A 14,151-nucleotide genomic window follows, 5' to 3' on the forward strand; every position below is an offset into this window, starting at 1 on the left:
ACGCCGGACGACACCGCTGCCAAGGCGAAGGACGGGGGGGGGGGGGGGGGGGGGGGGGGGGGGGGGGGGGGGGGGGGGGGGGGGGGGGGGGGGGGGGGGGGGGGGGGGGGGGGGGGCGGGGGCGCCGCCGGGTGCGGGATCGGGCGTGCCGCCCGTGGCGGGGGTGCGTGAGGCGGCCGAGGCCGGTGCGGCGCTCGGCTCGGGACCGGTCGAGCCGGAGCCCGCCGCGCTGCCCGACGAGACCTCGAAGGCGGCGCCCGGAGCCACGCCGGACGACACCGCTGCCAAGGCGAAGGACGGGAACGACCCCGATTCCGGGAACGACCCCGATTCGGGGGACGAGCCGACGGCCGACACGCCCGCGGTGTGAACCGGCCGCGGCGGCGCGCCCGCCGCCCGGCGTCCACCGCCTGCCGCCTGCCGCCTGCCGCCTGCCGCACACCGCCTGCCCTGGGCGTCCGCGTTCCGCCGGGCCCGGGGCAGGCCTTACGTGGGGGCGCTCAGGAGTAGGCGTAGAAGCCGGCGCCCGCCTTGCGGCCCAGGCGGCCCGCGTCGACCATCCGCTGGAGCAGCGGGGGAGCGGCGTACAGGGGCTCCTTGAACTCCGCGTACATCGAGTCGGCGACCGAGGCGACGGTGTCGAGACCGATGAGGTCCGCGAGCTTGAGGGGACCCATGGGGTGGGCGCAGCCCAGCTCCATGCCGTTGTCGATGTCCTCGCGGCTGGCGATGCCGGACTCGAACATCCGGATGGCGGAGAGCAGATAGGGGATCAGCAGCGCGTTGACGACGAATCCTGACCGGTCCTGCGCGCGGATGGTGTGCTTGCCCAGGGTCCGGCCGACGACGGCCTCGGCGCGCTTGATGGTCTCCTCGCCGGTCGTCAGCGCCGGAATCAGCTCCACCAGCCGCTGTATCGGGGCCGGGTTGAAGAAGTGGATGCCGATGACCTGGTCGGGCCGGGAGGTCGCGACGGCGAGCTTCACCAGCGGGATCGAGGAGGTGTTCGACGCCAGGATCGCCTCCGGGCTGGTCACCACCTGGTCGAGCACCTGGAAGATCTCGGTCTTGACCTGCTCGTTCTCGATGACGGCCTCGATGACGAGGTCACGGTCGGCGAAGTCGCCCAGATCCGTGGTGAAGGTCAGCCGCTCCAGCGCCTCGTCGCACTCCTGACGGCTCATCTTCCCCCGGTCCGCCGCCTTCCCGAGGGAGTTGACCAGCCGGGTACGGCCGATCTCCAGCGCCTCGCCGGTCGTCTCCGCGACCAGCACGTCGAGCCCGGACCGCGCGCACACCTCCGCGATGCCCGCACCCATCTGGCCACAGCCCACCACTCCGACGCGTTCCACGCCGGCTACAGACTCCGTCACCTCGTGCCTTTCGCTGATCTTCACGGACCGCAGCGGCCGTTCACCGGGCTGCCGGAGCACCGGGCGCAGCCGCTTCGCCGCCCGACGTTACCTGTGGGGGAACGCCGGATGGAGACCGGGTGCGAAAGGTCACCTATGTGTGCTCTGCGTGGTCGGGGAAGCCGGCGGGACCGCGTGTGGCGCGGCGCCCGGTGCGGGCACCGCGCCACCCGGCCGTGCCGTGTCGCCTCAGCGTCGTGTGTCCACGTCCGCCGGCTCAGCGCTGTTGCTGCGCGTGCGGTTCCTGCACCACGGAGTCCGGACCCGGGGAGACCACCGCCTCGTGGCCGTCGTCGAAGCGCACGCGGTACGGGGGCTCGCCCCTCGTCCCCAGCACCTCGACGATCTTCGCCGTCCGGTCGTGCTGTCCCACGACCCGCCCGTGCATCAGCAGCTCGTCGCCTGTGTTGGCTCGCATGGCATCTGCCTCCTTCTCGCCCTCCGGGGCCGGCGCGCCCGCGGTTGTCACGCCCGGGTGCGCTGTACGACCACGATGCACACCAGTACGGCGAGCGCCGCCGCGGGAGCGGCGGGAGTCAGGCGCTCGCCGAGCAGCAGCACCGCCCATACCAGCGTAAGCAGCGGCTGCGCCAGCTGCACCTGGCTCGTCCTGGAGACCCCGGCGAGACCCATCGCCCGGTACCAGAACAGCAGCCCGAGGAACTGCGAACCCAGCGCGCTCCACGCCAGGCCCGCCACCGCCTGCCCCGTCAGCGTCACCGGCTCGTACGCCAGCGCGAGGGCGCTGCCCACGACGGCCAGTGGCAGGCAGCCCACCAGCGCCCAGCCGATCACCTCCAGAGCGGGAAGCTCCCGCGCCAGCTTGCCGCCCTCGGCGTATCCGGCGGCACAGACCAGCAGCGCCCCGCACAGGAAGAGGTCACCGACGCTGGGCGCCCCGCCGCTCTGGTACAGCGCGAAGGCGACCACCACCGCCGCGCCCGCCAGCGACGCCCCCCAGAAGGCGGGGGAGGGCCGCGCCCCGGTACGCAGTGAGGAGTACACGGCAGTGGTCAGCGGCAGCAGCCCCACCACCACAGCGGCGTGCGAGGTCGTCGAGGTCTGCAACGCCAGCGTCGTCAGCAGGGGGAACCCGATCACGACGCCAGACGCGGCGATCGCGAGCCCCGCCCAGTGCCGGCGGGCGGGCAACGGCACCCGCCGCACACCCAGCGCCGCTCCGGCGACCACCCCGGCGAGCAGCATCCGCATCGCGGTCGCCGTCCAGGGCCCGAACCCGCGCAGCGACCAGTCGGTGGCGGGGAAGGTCAGCGAGAAGAAGACGACGCCGAGGGCGGCCATGCCGACCCCGGTGCGGCCCGCCCTCTCCGTGCCGCCGGTCGGTCCGGGGCGGTCGGCCGTGTGCGACGGGCCGGCCGCGCCCGGGTGGGACGGCCCGGCCGCGCCCGGGTGGGTGGTCGCCGTTGCCCGGACCGGCTCAGGCCCTGCTGCCCGCGCCGGGCCGGTGTCCCGTGCGGGGGCGGTCGTCCACGCCGGGTCCGCTATCCCCGGTTCGTCGATAGCGCTATTCTGTGCTCTCATGTCTGAGCGTAGCAGCGTCGCCGAGCTGGCAGGATCCTTGCGCGGAGAGCTGGACCGCTACTCGCCTGGCGAGAAGCTGCCGTCCAGCAGGTCCCTCGTACAGCGGTTCCGTGCCAGTCCCGTGACCGTTTCGCGGGCGCTGGCGGTGCTGGCCGCCGAGGGACTGGTCGTCACCAGGCCGGGGGCCGGAGTGTTCCGGGCCGAGGCGCGGCGCGCGGAGGCGGCGTTCGGGCAGCGGGGCGACACGTCGTGGCAGGAGGTCGCCCTGAGCGCCGACGCCTCAGCCGACCAGGCGCCCCGCAGCGTGGACGCGAGCGGTGTGACCGCGACGCTCGACAGGCCACCGCCCGGCGTGCTGGAGCTCAACGGCGGTTACCTGCCGCCCGGCCTCCAGCCCGAGAAGGCGCTGGCCGCCGCGCTCGCCCGCGCGGCCCGGCGCCCCGGCGCCTGGGGAAGGCCGCCGGTCGAGGGTCTGGAGGAGCTGCGCGGCTGGTTCGCCCGGGAGATCGGGGGAGCGGCCGGGACGGTGGCGCCCGGCGACGTCCTGATCACCGCGGGCGGACAGTCGGCGATCACCACCGCGCTGCGGGCCCTGGCACCCCCGGGAGCCGCCGTGCTGGTGGAGTCGCCCACCTACCCCGGCATGCTGGCCGCGGCCCGCGCGTCGGGGCTGCGCCCCGTTCCGGTGCCCGTGGACTCCGAGGGTGTGCGCCCAGACCTGCTCGCGGCGGCGTTCCGGGCCAGCGGCGCCCGCGCCCTCGTCTGCCAGCCGCTGTTCCAGAACCCGACGGGCGCCGTGCTGAGCCCGCGGCGGCGCGGCGAGGTGCTCCGGGCGGCGCGCGCGGCGGGCGCCTTCGTCGTGGAGGACGACTTCGCCCGGAACCTCGCGCACGAGGACGCGGGCCCGCTGCCGCCCACGCTGTGCGCCGAGGACCCGGACGGCGTGGTCGTCCACATCCGGTCCCTCACCAAGGTGACCTCGCCCAGCTTGCGGGTGGGCGCGCTCGCCGCGCGCGGGCCCGTGCAGGAGCGGTTGCGCGCCATCCAGGTCGTCGACAGCTTCTTCGTTCCGCGGCCCCTCCAGGAGGCCGCGCTGGAACTGGTCGGGGCGCCCGCGTGGGCCCGTCATCTGCGCGCTGTGGGCACCGGATTGCGGACGCGCCGCGAGATCATGCTGGGCGCACTGGCCCGCGAGGTGCCCGCGCTCCACCTCGACCACGCCCCGCGCGGTGGCTACCACCTGTGGCTGCGGCTGCCGGACGGTACGGACGAGGCCACGCTGACCGCCGCCGCGCTGCGCGCCGGAGTGGCGGTCGCGCCCGGCGCCCCCTACTTCGCCGCGGAGTCCCCGGCCCCGCACCTGAGGGTGACGTTCGCGCCCGCGGCGGCCGAGAGCGACATCGTCGAGGGCGTCCGGCGGCTGGGCGCGGCCTGTGCCCAGGTGCTGCCGGACAGCTGAGCCGCGCCCCGCCCCCCTCCGGGGCGCACCCCCCTGCTGTGCTCGGCCAACTCGCGGTCCCCCTACGGGAGACAAGGCGCGAGGTGGGCAAGCGCGGTGCGGGCCGAGTGAGAGGTCTCACCCGTTGACGAAGGACAGGCTGCTCTCGTCGTAGCGGGCGCCGGCGACCTGGTCGCGGGGTGCGGCCGTCTCGATGGCCGCCAGCTCCTCCTCGGTGAGGGCGAGGGTGAGCGCCTCGATGTTCTCCTCCAGGTAGGTGCGCCGCCGGGTGCCGGGGATCGGCACCACGTCCTCGCCCCGGTGCTGCACCCATGCCAACGCGAGCTGTCCCGCCGTGACCCCGCGCCGTGCGGCGAGCTCGGTCAGACGCTGCACGATCGCCAGGTTCCGGTCGAAGTTGCCGTCGGCGAACCGGGGCATGTTCCGCCGCGAGTCCGTCTCCTCCATGGCCTCGACGGAGGCGTAACGACCGGTCAGGAAGCCGCGGCCGAGGGGCGAGAACGGCACCAGGCCGATGCCCAGTTCGCGGCAGACCGGTGCGATCTCCTCCTCGATGTCGCGGGTCCACAGCGACCACTCGCTCTGCAGGGCACTGATCGGGTGGACGGCCTGGGCGCGCCTGAGAGTGGCCGCGCCCGCTTCGGAGAGCCCGAGATGGCGCACCTTGCCCTCGGCCACCAGTTCGGCCATGGCGCCGACGGTCTCCTCGATCGGCACCCGGGGGTCGACGCGGTGCTGGTAGTAGAGGTCGATGTAGTCGGTGCCCAGCCGCCGCAGCGAGGCCTCGCACGCCTGGCGGACCCAGGCCGCGTCACCCCGGATGAGGGTGGCTTCGCCCAGCTTGTTGGCGAAGCCGAACTTGGTGGCCAGTACCACCTCGTCGCGGCGGCCCGCGACGGCCCGGCCGACGAGTTCCTCGTTGTGGCCCGCGCCGTAGAAGTCGGAGGTGTCCAGGAGGGTGACGCCGAGGTCGAGGGCGTGGTGGAGGGTGGCGAGCGACGTCTCGTCGTCGGCCGAGCCGTAGCCGTGGCTCATGCCCATGCAGCCGAGCCCCTGCCCGGAGACGGTCAGTTCGCCGAGCCGGCGGGCGGGGAGGGTGGTCATACGGGTGCCTCCGTGAAGCTGGAGTGGGTGGTGTGTGTGCGGTGTGCGCTTTCGGTCGCTGACGCTAGGCCTTGGAGCGCGCTCCAAGGCAAGCGCACGCGGCGCCCGGGGCGGACTCGCTCACGCGCCACCGTCCCGCTGCCACACCAGGGCTGCCGAGACCGGGTGGTTGCGGTACTTCTCCCACTGGGGTTTGCGTTCCAGCCAGCGCTCGTCGACGACACCCTCACGCATCTCCACGAGCCGCCACCCGGCCCCCAGCCCCGCCGTCACGTGGTCGCTGAGCAGGTGGATGTGGGTGCTGATGGCGATGTGTTCACCCGAGGCGTCGGTGAAGTGGGTGGGCATGCCCGAGGCCATGATGAAGTGCGGGTGGAAGGCGACGACGACGCAGTGCCCACCGGGCGCCGCGAGCCGGCCGGCCTCCGCGTAGTAGGGGCCCAGGTCGGGGAGGTGTTCGTCGATGAGCGAGGAGATCACCAAGTCGTAGGCGCGGGACTCCAGACCGGTGGCCCGCACGTCGCCCTCCACGAGCCGGTCGTGCACGCCCTTGGCGCGGGCCACCCGTAGCATGCCGGGCGTCAGGTCCACCCCGTCCAGCGTGCCCGGCATGCCGCGCTGCCGCAGCCAGGCGCCGGTCCGTCCCGTGCCGCACCCGAGGTCGGCCACGCGGCCCAGGCGCCCCCAGTCCACAGCGGTCAGTTCGTCCAGCAGCGCGAGGTCCATCACGTCCTCGACGGTGTCCTCGTAGGTGCCGACCCACTGGCCGTATCCGGTGGCAACGTCCACGGTGCGGTAGCCGCGGGTGTCGAAAGCGGAGAAGTCGAGCATGCCCGCGAGTATCGCCGGGGCCGGCGCACCCCGCACCGGGATTTCGGCAGCCCGGTCGCCGACGGGCCGCTCGCGGCCCTTCCCGCGACGGCGACCGGGAGTTGGCCCTCCCGCGTCCGGTCACCAGGGGCCGGCAGCGCGCGCGAAGACTGTCCGGGTCGCCGGGCGAAGGCGGCCGAGCTGAAGGGGTGGGACCACCGGGTCCGCACTGCGCCGCCCTACGCCGGCTCCTGACCGAATAGACAGACAAACTGGCCGAGGGGGCCGATGCTGGAGGCCCGCTCGCCGATGGGCGGTTGCCTGAGACGTCGCCCTGGGCCGGAAGCCGTGTCAGCCGGGTCGTGCGCGCGCCCTCGGGTGGGGAGTCGCGCGCGCCCTCGGGCGGGGAGTCGTGCGCCCCCTCGGGCGTGGAGTGGATACCAGCAGAAGGAGTGCCAGCCATGATCCTCCCGAAAGTCCGGGATCCTCGCTTCGTGACGATCCGCCGCGGCGGGACGCTCACCGACACGGATCACCATCTCCTCGCCCTGTGGGCGGCATCGTGCGCGGAGCACGTCCTGGGCCTCTTCGAGTCGGTCCGGCCCGAGGACCCACGACCGCGTCAGGCGATCGAGCACGCCCGCGCCTGGGTGCGGGGCGAGGTCAAGATGATGCAAGCCCGCGCTGCGGGCGGCCATGCGATGGGTGCGGCCCGAGACCTGCGTGGCGCGGCGCGGCATGCCGCGTACGCCGCCGGCCAGGCCGGGGTCGTCGCACACGTCGCCGCGCACGAGCTGGGTGCGGCCGCCTATGCGATCAAGGCCGCACGCGCTGCCGCGCCGGACGGCGAGGGCGAAGCGGCAGGGCGACTGGAGTGCCGGTGGCAGCGTGACCAGCTCCCCGAGGAGATCCGCGAGCTCGTACTCGACGATCAGCGATTGCGGAACGACCTCTGCTGGTCGGTGTTCGACTGCTGAGCGTGGGCCGGGCGCCTGCCGCTCCGGCACGTTCCGCTACCACCTGTTCACCGGCGGCTTCAAAAGCGCAGCGGAGGACCTCCGAGGTCCGGTGCGCCGATCCTCGGGCCACCACCGAGGCTCACCCGGGCCGGTTCCACCGCTCACGGGCCGGCTCGAGAACTCCGTCGCCCCCTCCGCTGCCGCTGATCACACAACTTATTGCATAAAACTGCTGCCATGCGTATAGTCATGCCTTCGAGGAGGCGGTTTCGATGACAGTGCGTGCGGCAGTGGCGGGTGCGAGCGGGTACGCGGGGGGTGAACTCCTGCGTGTGCTGGCCGGGCACCCCGAGGTCGAGGTGGGGGCGCTGACCGGCAACAGCAACGCGGGGCAGCGCTTCGGGGCGCTGCAGCCGCACCTGGTGCCGTTCGCCGACCGCGTGCTGGAGGAGACGAGCGCCGAGGTGCTGCGCGGCCACGACGTGGTCTTCCTCGCGCTCCCGCACGGGCAGTCCGCCGCCGTCGCCGAGCAGCTCGGCAGCGCCGCGGACGGGCCGCTCGTCATCGACTGCGGAGCCGACTTCCGGCTGGCCGACGCCGCCGACTGGGAGCGCTACTACGGCACCCCGCACGCCGGCACCTGGCCCTACGGGCTGCCCGAGCTGCCCGGCGCCCGTGCGGCGCTGCGCGGCACCAGGCGCGTCGCCGTGCCCGGATGCTTCCCCACGGCGGTCTCTCTCGCGCTGGTGCCCGCCTTCGCGGGCGGCCTCACCGACCCCGACGCCCCCGAGGCGGTGATCGTCGCGGCGACCGGCACCTCGGGAGCGGGCAAGGCCCTCAAGCCGCACCTGCTGGGCAGCGAGGTGATGGGTTCGATGAGCCCGTACGGCGTCGGCGGCGTCCACCGGCACACCCCCGAGATGATCCAGAACCTCTCCGCGGCAGCCGGGCGGCGCGTCAGCGTCTCCTTCACCCCGACCCTGGCTCCGATGGCGCGCGGCATCCTCGCCACCTGCAGCGCCAAGGCCGCGCCCGGCACGACGGCCGAGCAGCTGCGCGCCGCCTACGAGAAGGCCTACCAGGACGAGCCGTTCGTCACCGTGCTCCCCGAGGGCCAGTGGCCGGCCACCGCCTCGGTCGTCGGCTCCAACTCCGTCCACCTCCAGGTGGCGCTCGATCCGGACGCGGCCCGTCTCCTGGTCGTCGCCGCCGTCGACAACCTCACCAAGGGCACCGCGGGCGGTGCCGTCCAGAGCATGAACCTCGCCCTCGGCCTGGACGAGGGGCTGGGGCTTTCCACGATCGGAGTCGCACCATGAGCGTGACAGCGGCCAAGGGCTTCACGGCGGCCGGGGTCGCCGCCGGGATCAAGGAGAGCGGGGGCCTGGACCTCGCGCTCGTCGTCAACACCGGGCCCAGCCGTGCGGCGGCCGGGGTCTTCACCGCCAACCGCGTCAAGGCGGCGCCCGTCCTGTGGTCCGAGCAGGTGCTGCGGGACGGCAGGCTGTCCGCCGTGGTCCTCAACTCCGGTGGCGCCAACGCCTGCACGGGCGCGCCGGGTTTCCAGGACGCCCACGCCACCGCGGAGAAGGTGGCCGAGGAGTTGACGGCGGCCACCGGCACCGAGCACGGCGCGGGCGAGGTCGCCGTCGCCTCCACCGGGCTGATCGGGCTGCGGCTGCCGATGGACAAGCTGCTGCCGGGCGTCGGTGCGGCCACCTCGGCGCTGTCCGAACACGGTGGCGAGAAGGCGGCCCTCGCCATCAAGACCACCGACACCGTGCACAAGACGGCCCGCATCTCCAGCCCCGCGGGATGGACCGTCGGCGGCATGGCCAAGGGCGCGGGCATGCTCGCGCCAGGGCTGGCCACCATGCTCGTCGTCCTGACCACCGACGCGGACCTGTCCGCCGAGGAGCTGGAGGCGGCCCTGCGCGGCGCGACCCGCACCACCTTCGACCGCATCGACTCCGACGGCGCCATGTCCACCAACGACACGGTGCTGCTGCTGTCCTCGGCGGCGAGCGGGGTACGCGCCGAGCAGGCCGAGTTCGCCGAGGCGGTGCGCGCGGTCTGCGACGACCTGGGCCAGCAGCTGATCCACGACGCGGAGGGTGCCACCAAGGACATCCGCATCGAGGTCGTGAACGCCGCGAGCGAGGACGAGGCCGTCACCGTCGGCCGCACCGTCGCCCGCAACAACCTCTTCAAGTGCGCCGTGCACGGCGAGGACCCCAACTGGGGCCGGGTGCTGGCGGCCATCGGCACCACGGACGCCGCCTTCGACCCCGACGCGCTGGATGTCGCCATCAACGGTGTCCAGGTCTGCCGCGCGGGCGCGGTCGGTGAGGACCGCGACAAGGTCGACATGCGCTTCCGCGAGGTCCGCGTCACCGCCGACCTGCACGCGGGATCCGCGTCCGCCGTCATCTGGACCAACGACCTGACGGCCGACTACGTCCACGAGAACAGCGCCTACTCGTCATGAGTACCCGCGACGCGAGCACCCGCAGACACACCGCGCTGCCCAAGGCGCAGACCCTGATCGAGGCGCTGCCCTGGCTGACCCGGCACCATGGGCGGACCGTCGTCATCAAGTTCGGCGGCAACGCCATGGTGGACGAGGAGCTGAAGGCGGCCTTCGCACAGGACGTCGTCTTCCTGCGCCACGCGGGCCTGCGCCCGGTGGTGGTGCACGGCGGCGGCCCGCAGATCAGCAAGCAGCTCGACGCGCTCGGCCTGGAGTCCCAGTTCCGTGCCGGGCTGCGGGTGACCACGCCGGAGACGATGGACGTGGTGCGGATGGTGCTGGCCGGGCAGGTGCAGCGCGAGCTGGTCAACCTGCTCAACCAGCACGGGCCGCTGGCCGTCGGCATGACGGGGGAGGACGCCCGCATCATGGCGGCCACCCGGCACTTCGCCGAGATCGACGGCGAGGCGGTCGACCTGGGCCGGGTGGGCAGCATCACCTCCGTCGACACCGGCGCGATCGAGGCCCTGCTGGACGACGGCCGCATCCCGGTGATCTCCTCCATCGCCCACAGCGCGGACGCCGGCGACGGCGGGGTGTACAACGTCAACGCCGACACCGCTGCCGCCGCGCTGGCCGCGGCGCTGGGTGCCGAGACGCTGATGGTCCTCACCGACGTGGAGGGCCTGTACGCGGACTGGCCGCGCAGCGACGACGTGATCAGCGAACTGACCGCCTCCCAGCTGGAGAAGCTGCTGCCGGAGCTGGCCAGCGGGATGGTCCCCAAGATGGAGGGCTGTCTGCACGCGGTGCGCGGTGGCGTCCACACCGCACGGGTGCTGGACGGGCGGGTGCCGCACTCCATCCTGCTGGAGATCTTCACGGACGAGGGGATCGGCACCATGGTCGTGCCCGACGCCGTCCCCGAACCCAGGACGCAGGCACCCGACGACCTACGGACACAGCCACGGAACGCGGAGGGCCCCGCATGACCATCGCCCACGACAACTCCGCCCTCACCGGCCGGTGGCAGGGCGCGCTGATGAACAACTACGGCACCCCGCGCATCCCGCTGACCCACGGCGAGGGGACCCAGCTGTGGGACGCGGAGGGCAGGCAGTACACGGACTTCGTCGGCGGCATCGCCGTCAACGCGCTGGGCACGGGACACCCGGCCGTCGTCCGCGCCGTCTCCGACCAGATCGCCACCCTCGGCCACGTCTCCAACCTCTTCGTCGCCGAGCCGCCCGTCGCGCTCGCGGAGAAGCTGCTGGAGGTGGCGGGCCGGTCGGGCAGGGTCTACTTCGCCAACTCGGGTGCCGAGGCCGTGGAGGCCGTCTTCAAGATCGGCCGGCGCACCGGGCGCAGCCACATGGTCGCGGCCCAGGGCGGCTTCCACGGCCGCACCATGGGCGCCCTCGCCCTGACCGGGCAGCCCGGCAAGCAGGACCCGTTCCGCCCGCTGCCCGGTGACGTCACCCACGTCCCCTACGGGGACGTCGAGGCGCTGCGCGCGGCGGTCACCGACCAAACGGCCTTCGTGCTCCTGGAGCCCATCCAGGGCGAGAACGGCGTGGTGCTGCCGCCCGCGGGCTACCTGGCCGCCGCCCGGGAGATCACCGCCGCCACCGGCACGCTGCTGGTCGTGGACGAGATCCAGACCGGGATCGGCCGGACGGGCCACTGGTTCGCCTGCCAGGCCGAGGGCGTGGAGCCCGACCTCGTCACGCTCGCCAAGGGGCTGGGCGGTGGGCTGCCGCTGGGCGCTGTGCTCGCCTTCGGGGACGCGGCCGAGCTGCTGGAGCCCGGGCAGCACGGCTCCACCTTCGGCGGCAACCCGGTCGCCTGCGCGGCCGGTCTCGCCGTCCTGGAGACGATCGCGGCCGAGGGGCTGCTCGACCACGTCAAGCGCGTCGGCGCCCGGTTGCGCGAGGGCATCCTCGGGCTGGACCACCCGAAGGTCGCTCAGGTCCGCGGTGCGGGGCTGCTGCTGGGTATCGTGCTCACCGAGCCGATCGCGCCGCGCGCGCAGCAGGCCGCTCAGGACGCGGGTTTCCTGGTGAACTCCGTCGCCCCGGACGTCGTCAGGATCGCCCCGCCGCTGATCCTCACCGAGGCGGAGGCGGACGCGTTCGTGCGGGCGCTGCCCGCCGTCCTCGACGCGGCCGGCAGCGCCGCCGGAGCCGGCCGGGAGCGATGAGACACGCAGCGACGAAGAACAGATGAAGAGGGGTACGCGCACGATGACCGAGGAGCACCAGGCGGGGCAGGCCGTCCCGCAGACGCGGATGGCCCGCCACCGCCGGATCGTCGACATCCTCAACCGGCAGGCGGTCCGCTCCCAGAGCCAGCTGGCCAAGCTGCTGGCCGACGACGGGCTCACGGTCACGCAGGCGACCCTCTCCCGGGACCTCGACGAGCTGGGCGCCGTCAAGATCCGCAACACCGGGGGTGAGCTGATCTACGCGGTCCCCGCCGAGGGCGGGGACCCCACCCCGCGGGCTCCGCTGGGCGAGTCGGCCAGCGAGGCGCGGATGGCGCGGCTGGCGGGCGAGCTGCTGATCACCGCGGAGGCCTCCGCGAACCTCGTGGTGCTGCGTACCCCGCCGGGGGCCGCGCAGTTCCTGGCCTCGGCCATCGACCAGGCGGGGGTGCACGAGATCATCGGGACGATCGCGGGCGACGACACGTTGCTGCTGATCAGCCGCGATCCGGTGGGCGGTCAGGCCCTGGCCGACCACCTGCTGGCGCTGGCGCAGAAGGAGCGCTGACGCGACCGGGTCTCGCGGGGAGGGTGGGGCGCCGGGCCTCGCGGAAGGGGCCGGGCCGGGTCGGTCAGTCCCGTTCGCCTTCGCGCGCCGCCGCGGCCTCGGCCGCGCCCTGGCGGGCGGCGAGCAGCGCCCAGGCGGCGAGGGGGAGCTGGAGCGGGAGGCGGCCGTAGGCCACCGCCTTCAGCGGTGTCGGGCGCTCGCGCCAGTCGTACGCCATCTGCACGTTGGCCGGGAAGACGGCCGCGAGGAGTCCGGCCGCGGCGATGCCGCCGGCCCTGCGGGTGCGGGGGAAGGCCAGCGCGGCGGCCACGGCGAGTTCGGCGGCGCCGCTGGCGTAGGTGTAGGCGCGGGGCTTCCCCGGGAGAGAGCGCGGCACGATCGCGTCGAACGGTTTCGGCGCGAGGAAGTGCAGCATGCCCATGCCGCCCATCACGCGGGCGAGGGAGCGGGCCGGGTCGATTCTCATGGCGCGTGCCTCCGTCGAAACCAGGTCCTGTGGGACGTCCCGGCGCTCCGGGAGGTGCGCCGGAGGCCACCGTAGTTACTTCCGGGTAGGTATGGAAAGGGGGGCCGCCCGGCGGCGGAGGAGGCCGGCCGGTACCGCCGCGGAACCGTTCACCGCGCCTTGCGCGAGAGCCACGCCGCCGCGAGCGCGCCCGAGACGTTGTGCCACACGGAGAAGACCGCGGCCGGCAGCGCGGCCAGCGGGCTGAAGTGCGCCGTGGCCAGCGAGGCGGCGAGCCCCGAGTTCTGCATGCCGACCTCGAACGCCATGGCGCGGCTCGACGGCTCACCCAACCGGGCCAGGCGTCCCGCACCGTACCCGAGCGCCAGCCCGAGCCCGTTGTGCAGCACGACCGCCAGCATCACCATCGCCGCCGCGGACTTGATGGCGTCCGCGCTCCCCGCGACGACGACGGCCACGATCACGGCGATGGTCAGCGCGGACAGCCACGGCAGCACGGGCAGCGCCCTGGTGACCAGCCGCGAGGCCACGAGCCGCACCACCAGCCCCGCCAGCACCGGCAGCAGCACCGTCTTGAGGATGTCGGTCACCATCGAACCCGCGTCCACCGGCAGGTACTCGCCCGCCAGCAGCAGCGTCAGCGGCGGCGTCACCAGGGGAGCGACCACCGTCGAGACCGTGGCGACCGACACCGACAGCGCCACGTCGCCGCGCGCCAGGTACGTCACGACGTTGGAGGCGGTGCCGCTCGGCGCGCAGCCGACGAGGATCACACCGGCGGCCAGCTGCGGGGACAGGTCGAGCGCGTGGGCGACCAGCCAGCCGAGCCCCGGCATGAGCACATAGTGCGCGACCAGCCCGAGCGCGACCGCCCACGGCCGCTTCGCCACGCCCCGGAAGTCCTGCGGCGTCATCGTGACGCCCATGCAGAACATCACCACGCCGAGCAGGTACGGCACCGCCTCGCCGCCGCCCTCGAAGGCGCCGGGCGCGAGGCGGTGCCGTACCTGCGCGACCAGCCCGAGCGCGACCGCCCACGGCCGCTTCGCCACGCCCCGGAAGTCCTGCGGCGTCATCGTGACGCCCATGCAGAACATCACCACGCCGAGCAGGTACGGCACCGCCTCGCCGCCGCCCTCCAAGGCGCCGGGCGCGAGG

At 73.9% G+C, this 14,151-nt stretch carries 15 protein-coding genes; 8 read left to right on the top strand and 7 right to left on the bottom strand.

Translation table 11 applies throughout. The features are described 5' to 3' along the window. The first annotated feature begins 145 nt into the window (after positions 1-145). Positions 146-370 carry a hypothetical protein gene (locus tag AB8Z75_RS21580; RefSeq protein WP_369204457.1) on the top strand — a complete coding sequence of 75 codons (225 nt, stop codon included), beginning with the start codon at positions 146-148 and terminating at the stop codon, positions 368-370. A 130-nt stretch (positions 371-500) separates the two neighbouring features. Here the strand turns inward: AB8Z75_RS21580 and AB8Z75_RS21585 are convergent, their stop codons facing one another. The 3 genes from AB8Z75_RS21585 to AB8Z75_RS21595 form a co-directional block, all read right to left on the bottom strand. Further along, a complete protein-coding gene (locus AB8Z75_RS21585) occupies positions 501-1,373 on the bottom strand; it encodes a 3-hydroxybutyryl-CoA dehydrogenase (protein WP_369204483.1) in 873 nt (290 codons plus the stop codon). Positions 1,374-1,629: 256 nt separating this feature from the next. Continuing rightward, positions 1,630-1,830 (bottom strand): DUF1918 domain-containing protein, encoded by a 201-nt coding sequence (locus AB8Z75_RS21590; protein WP_369204459.1) that lies wholly within the window; start codon positions 1,828-1,830, stop codon positions 1,630-1,632. 47 nt (positions 1,831-1,877) lie between these two features. Next, positions 1,878-2,954, bottom strand: coding sequence for a DMT family transporter (locus tag AB8Z75_RS21595; protein ID WP_369204461.1), 1,077 nt, complete (start codon positions 2,952-2,954; stop codon positions 1,878-1,880). Here AB8Z75_RS21595 and AB8Z75_RS21600 point away from each other — a divergent pair. Further along, on the top strand, positions 2,953-4,413 hold the full coding sequence (locus tag AB8Z75_RS21600; RefSeq protein WP_369204463.1) for a PLP-dependent aminotransferase family protein: 1,461 nt from the start codon (positions 2,953-2,955) through the stop codon (positions 4,411-4,413). The genes AB8Z75_RS21595 and AB8Z75_RS21600 overlap by 2 nt on opposite strands. A 117-nt stretch (positions 4,414-4,530) precedes the next feature. Here AB8Z75_RS21600 and AB8Z75_RS21605 read toward each other — a convergent pair whose 3' ends face one another. Continuing rightward, on the bottom strand, positions 4,531-5,517 hold the full coding sequence (locus tag AB8Z75_RS21605; protein WP_369204465.1) for an aldo/keto reductase: 987 nt from the start codon (positions 5,515-5,517) through the stop codon (positions 4,531-4,533). A gap of 120 nt (positions 5,518-5,637) precedes the next feature. Next, positions 5,638-6,348 (bottom strand): class I SAM-dependent methyltransferase, encoded by a 711-nt coding sequence (locus AB8Z75_RS21610; protein WP_369204467.1) that lies wholly within the window; start codon positions 6,346-6,348, stop codon positions 5,638-5,640. A gap of 440 nt (positions 6,349-6,788) precedes the next feature. Between AB8Z75_RS21610 and AB8Z75_RS21615 the strand changes: the two genes are divergently transcribed. The 6 genes from AB8Z75_RS21615 (at position 6,789) to AB8Z75_RS21640 (ending at position 12,527) form a co-directional block, all read left to right on the top strand. Then, complete coding sequence (locus AB8Z75_RS21615; protein ID WP_369204469.1) at positions 6,789-7,304, top strand: putative immunity protein; 516 nt, start codon at positions 6,789-6,791, stop codon at positions 7,302-7,304. A gap of 254 nt (positions 7,305-7,558) precedes the next feature. Continuing rightward, positions 7,559-8,605 carry an N-acetyl-gamma-glutamyl-phosphate reductase gene (gene argC / locus AB8Z75_RS21620; RefSeq protein WP_369204471.1) on the top strand — a complete coding sequence of 349 codons (1,047 nt, stop codon included), beginning with the start codon at positions 7,559-7,561 and terminating at the stop codon, positions 8,603-8,605. Beyond that, positions 8,602-9,774 (top strand): bifunctional glutamate N-acetyltransferase/amino-acid acetyltransferase ArgJ, encoded by a 1,173-nt coding sequence (argJ, locus tag AB8Z75_RS21625; RefSeq protein WP_369204473.1) that lies wholly within the window; start codon positions 8,602-8,604, stop codon positions 9,772-9,774. The genes argC and argJ overlap by 4 nt, the downstream gene beginning before the upstream one ends. Next, entirely contained in the window at positions 9,771-10,748 is a 978-nt protein-coding gene (gene argB / locus AB8Z75_RS21630; protein WP_369204475.1) for an acetylglutamate kinase, read from the top strand. Before argJ ends, argB begins: the two co-directional genes overlap by 4 nt. Further along, a complete protein-coding gene (locus tag AB8Z75_RS21635) occupies positions 10,745-11,956 on the top strand; it encodes an acetylornithine transaminase (protein ID WP_369204477.1) in 1,212 nt (403 codons plus the stop codon). The genes argB and AB8Z75_RS21635 overlap by 4 nt, the downstream gene beginning before the upstream one ends. Before the next feature lie 43 nt (positions 11,957-11,999). After that, on the top strand, positions 12,000-12,527 hold the full coding sequence (locus AB8Z75_RS21640; RefSeq protein ID WP_114015811.1) for an arginine repressor: 528 nt from the start codon (positions 12,000-12,002) through the stop codon (positions 12,525-12,527). A 64-nt stretch (positions 12,528-12,591) separates the two neighbouring features. Here the strand turns inward: AB8Z75_RS21640 and AB8Z75_RS21645 are convergent, their stop codons facing one another. Beyond that, positions 12,592-12,993 (bottom strand): hypothetical protein, encoded by a 402-nt coding sequence (locus AB8Z75_RS21645; protein WP_369204479.1) that lies wholly within the window; start codon positions 12,991-12,993, stop codon positions 12,592-12,594. Between the two features lie 149 nt (positions 12,994-13,142). Next, positions 13,143-14,151 (bottom strand): bile acid:sodium symporter family protein (locus tag AB8Z75_RS21650; RefSeq protein WP_369204481.1); only part of this gene is annotated, 1,009 nt, incomplete at its 5' end.

Origin of the sequence: Streptomyces sp. PU-14G, assembly GCF_041028275.1 — a bacterium.
In the GTDB taxonomy this organism is placed as follows: domain Bacteria; phylum Actinomycetota; class Actinomycetes; order Streptomycetales; family Streptomycetaceae; genus Streptomyces.

Excerpts from the sequence above, each read along its gene's own strand:
- AB8Z75_RS21645 (WP_369204479.1), bottom strand. The coding sequence starts at position 12,993 with ATGAGAATCGACCCGGCCCGCTCCCTCGCCCGCGTGATGGGCGGCATG.
- AB8Z75_RS21605 (WP_369204465.1), bottom strand. The coding sequence starts at position 5,517 with ATGACCACCCTCCCCGCCCGCCGGCTCGGCGAACTGACCGTCTCCGGG.
- AB8Z75_RS21590 (WP_369204459.1), bottom strand. The coding sequence starts at position 1,830 with ATGCGAGCCAACACAGGCGACGAGCTGCTGATGCACGGGCGGGTCGTG.
- argC (WP_369204471.1), top strand. The coding sequence starts at position 7,559 with ATGACAGTGCGTGCGGCAGTGGCGGGTGCGAGCGGGTACGCGGGGGGT.
- AB8Z75_RS21615 (WP_369204469.1), top strand. The coding sequence starts at position 6,789 with ATGATCCTCCCGAAAGTCCGGGATCCTCGCTTCGTGACGATCCGCCGC.
- argJ (WP_369204473.1), top strand. The coding sequence starts at position 8,602 with ATGAGCGTGACAGCGGCCAAGGGCTTCACGGCGGCCGGGGTCGCCGCC.
- AB8Z75_RS21595 (WP_369204461.1), bottom strand. The coding sequence starts at position 2,954 with ATGAGAGCACAGAATAGCGCTATCGACGAACCGGGGATAGCGGACCCG.
- AB8Z75_RS21635 (WP_369204477.1), top strand. The coding sequence starts at position 10,745 with ATGACCATCGCCCACGACAACTCCGCCCTCACCGGCCGGTGGCAGGGC.
- AB8Z75_RS21600 (WP_369204463.1), top strand. The coding sequence starts at position 2,953 with ATGTCTGAGCGTAGCAGCGTCGCCGAGCTGGCAGGATCCTTGCGCGGA.
- argB (WP_369204475.1), top strand. The coding sequence starts at position 9,771 with ATGAGTACCCGCGACGCGAGCACCCGCAGACACACCGCGCTGCCCAAG.
- AB8Z75_RS21640 (WP_114015811.1), top strand. The coding sequence starts at position 12,000 with ATGACCGAGGAGCACCAGGCGGGGCAGGCCGTCCCGCAGACGCGGATG.
- AB8Z75_RS21610 (WP_369204467.1), bottom strand. The coding sequence starts at position 6,348 with ATGCTCGACTTCTCCGCTTTCGACACCCGCGGCTACCGCACCGTGGAC.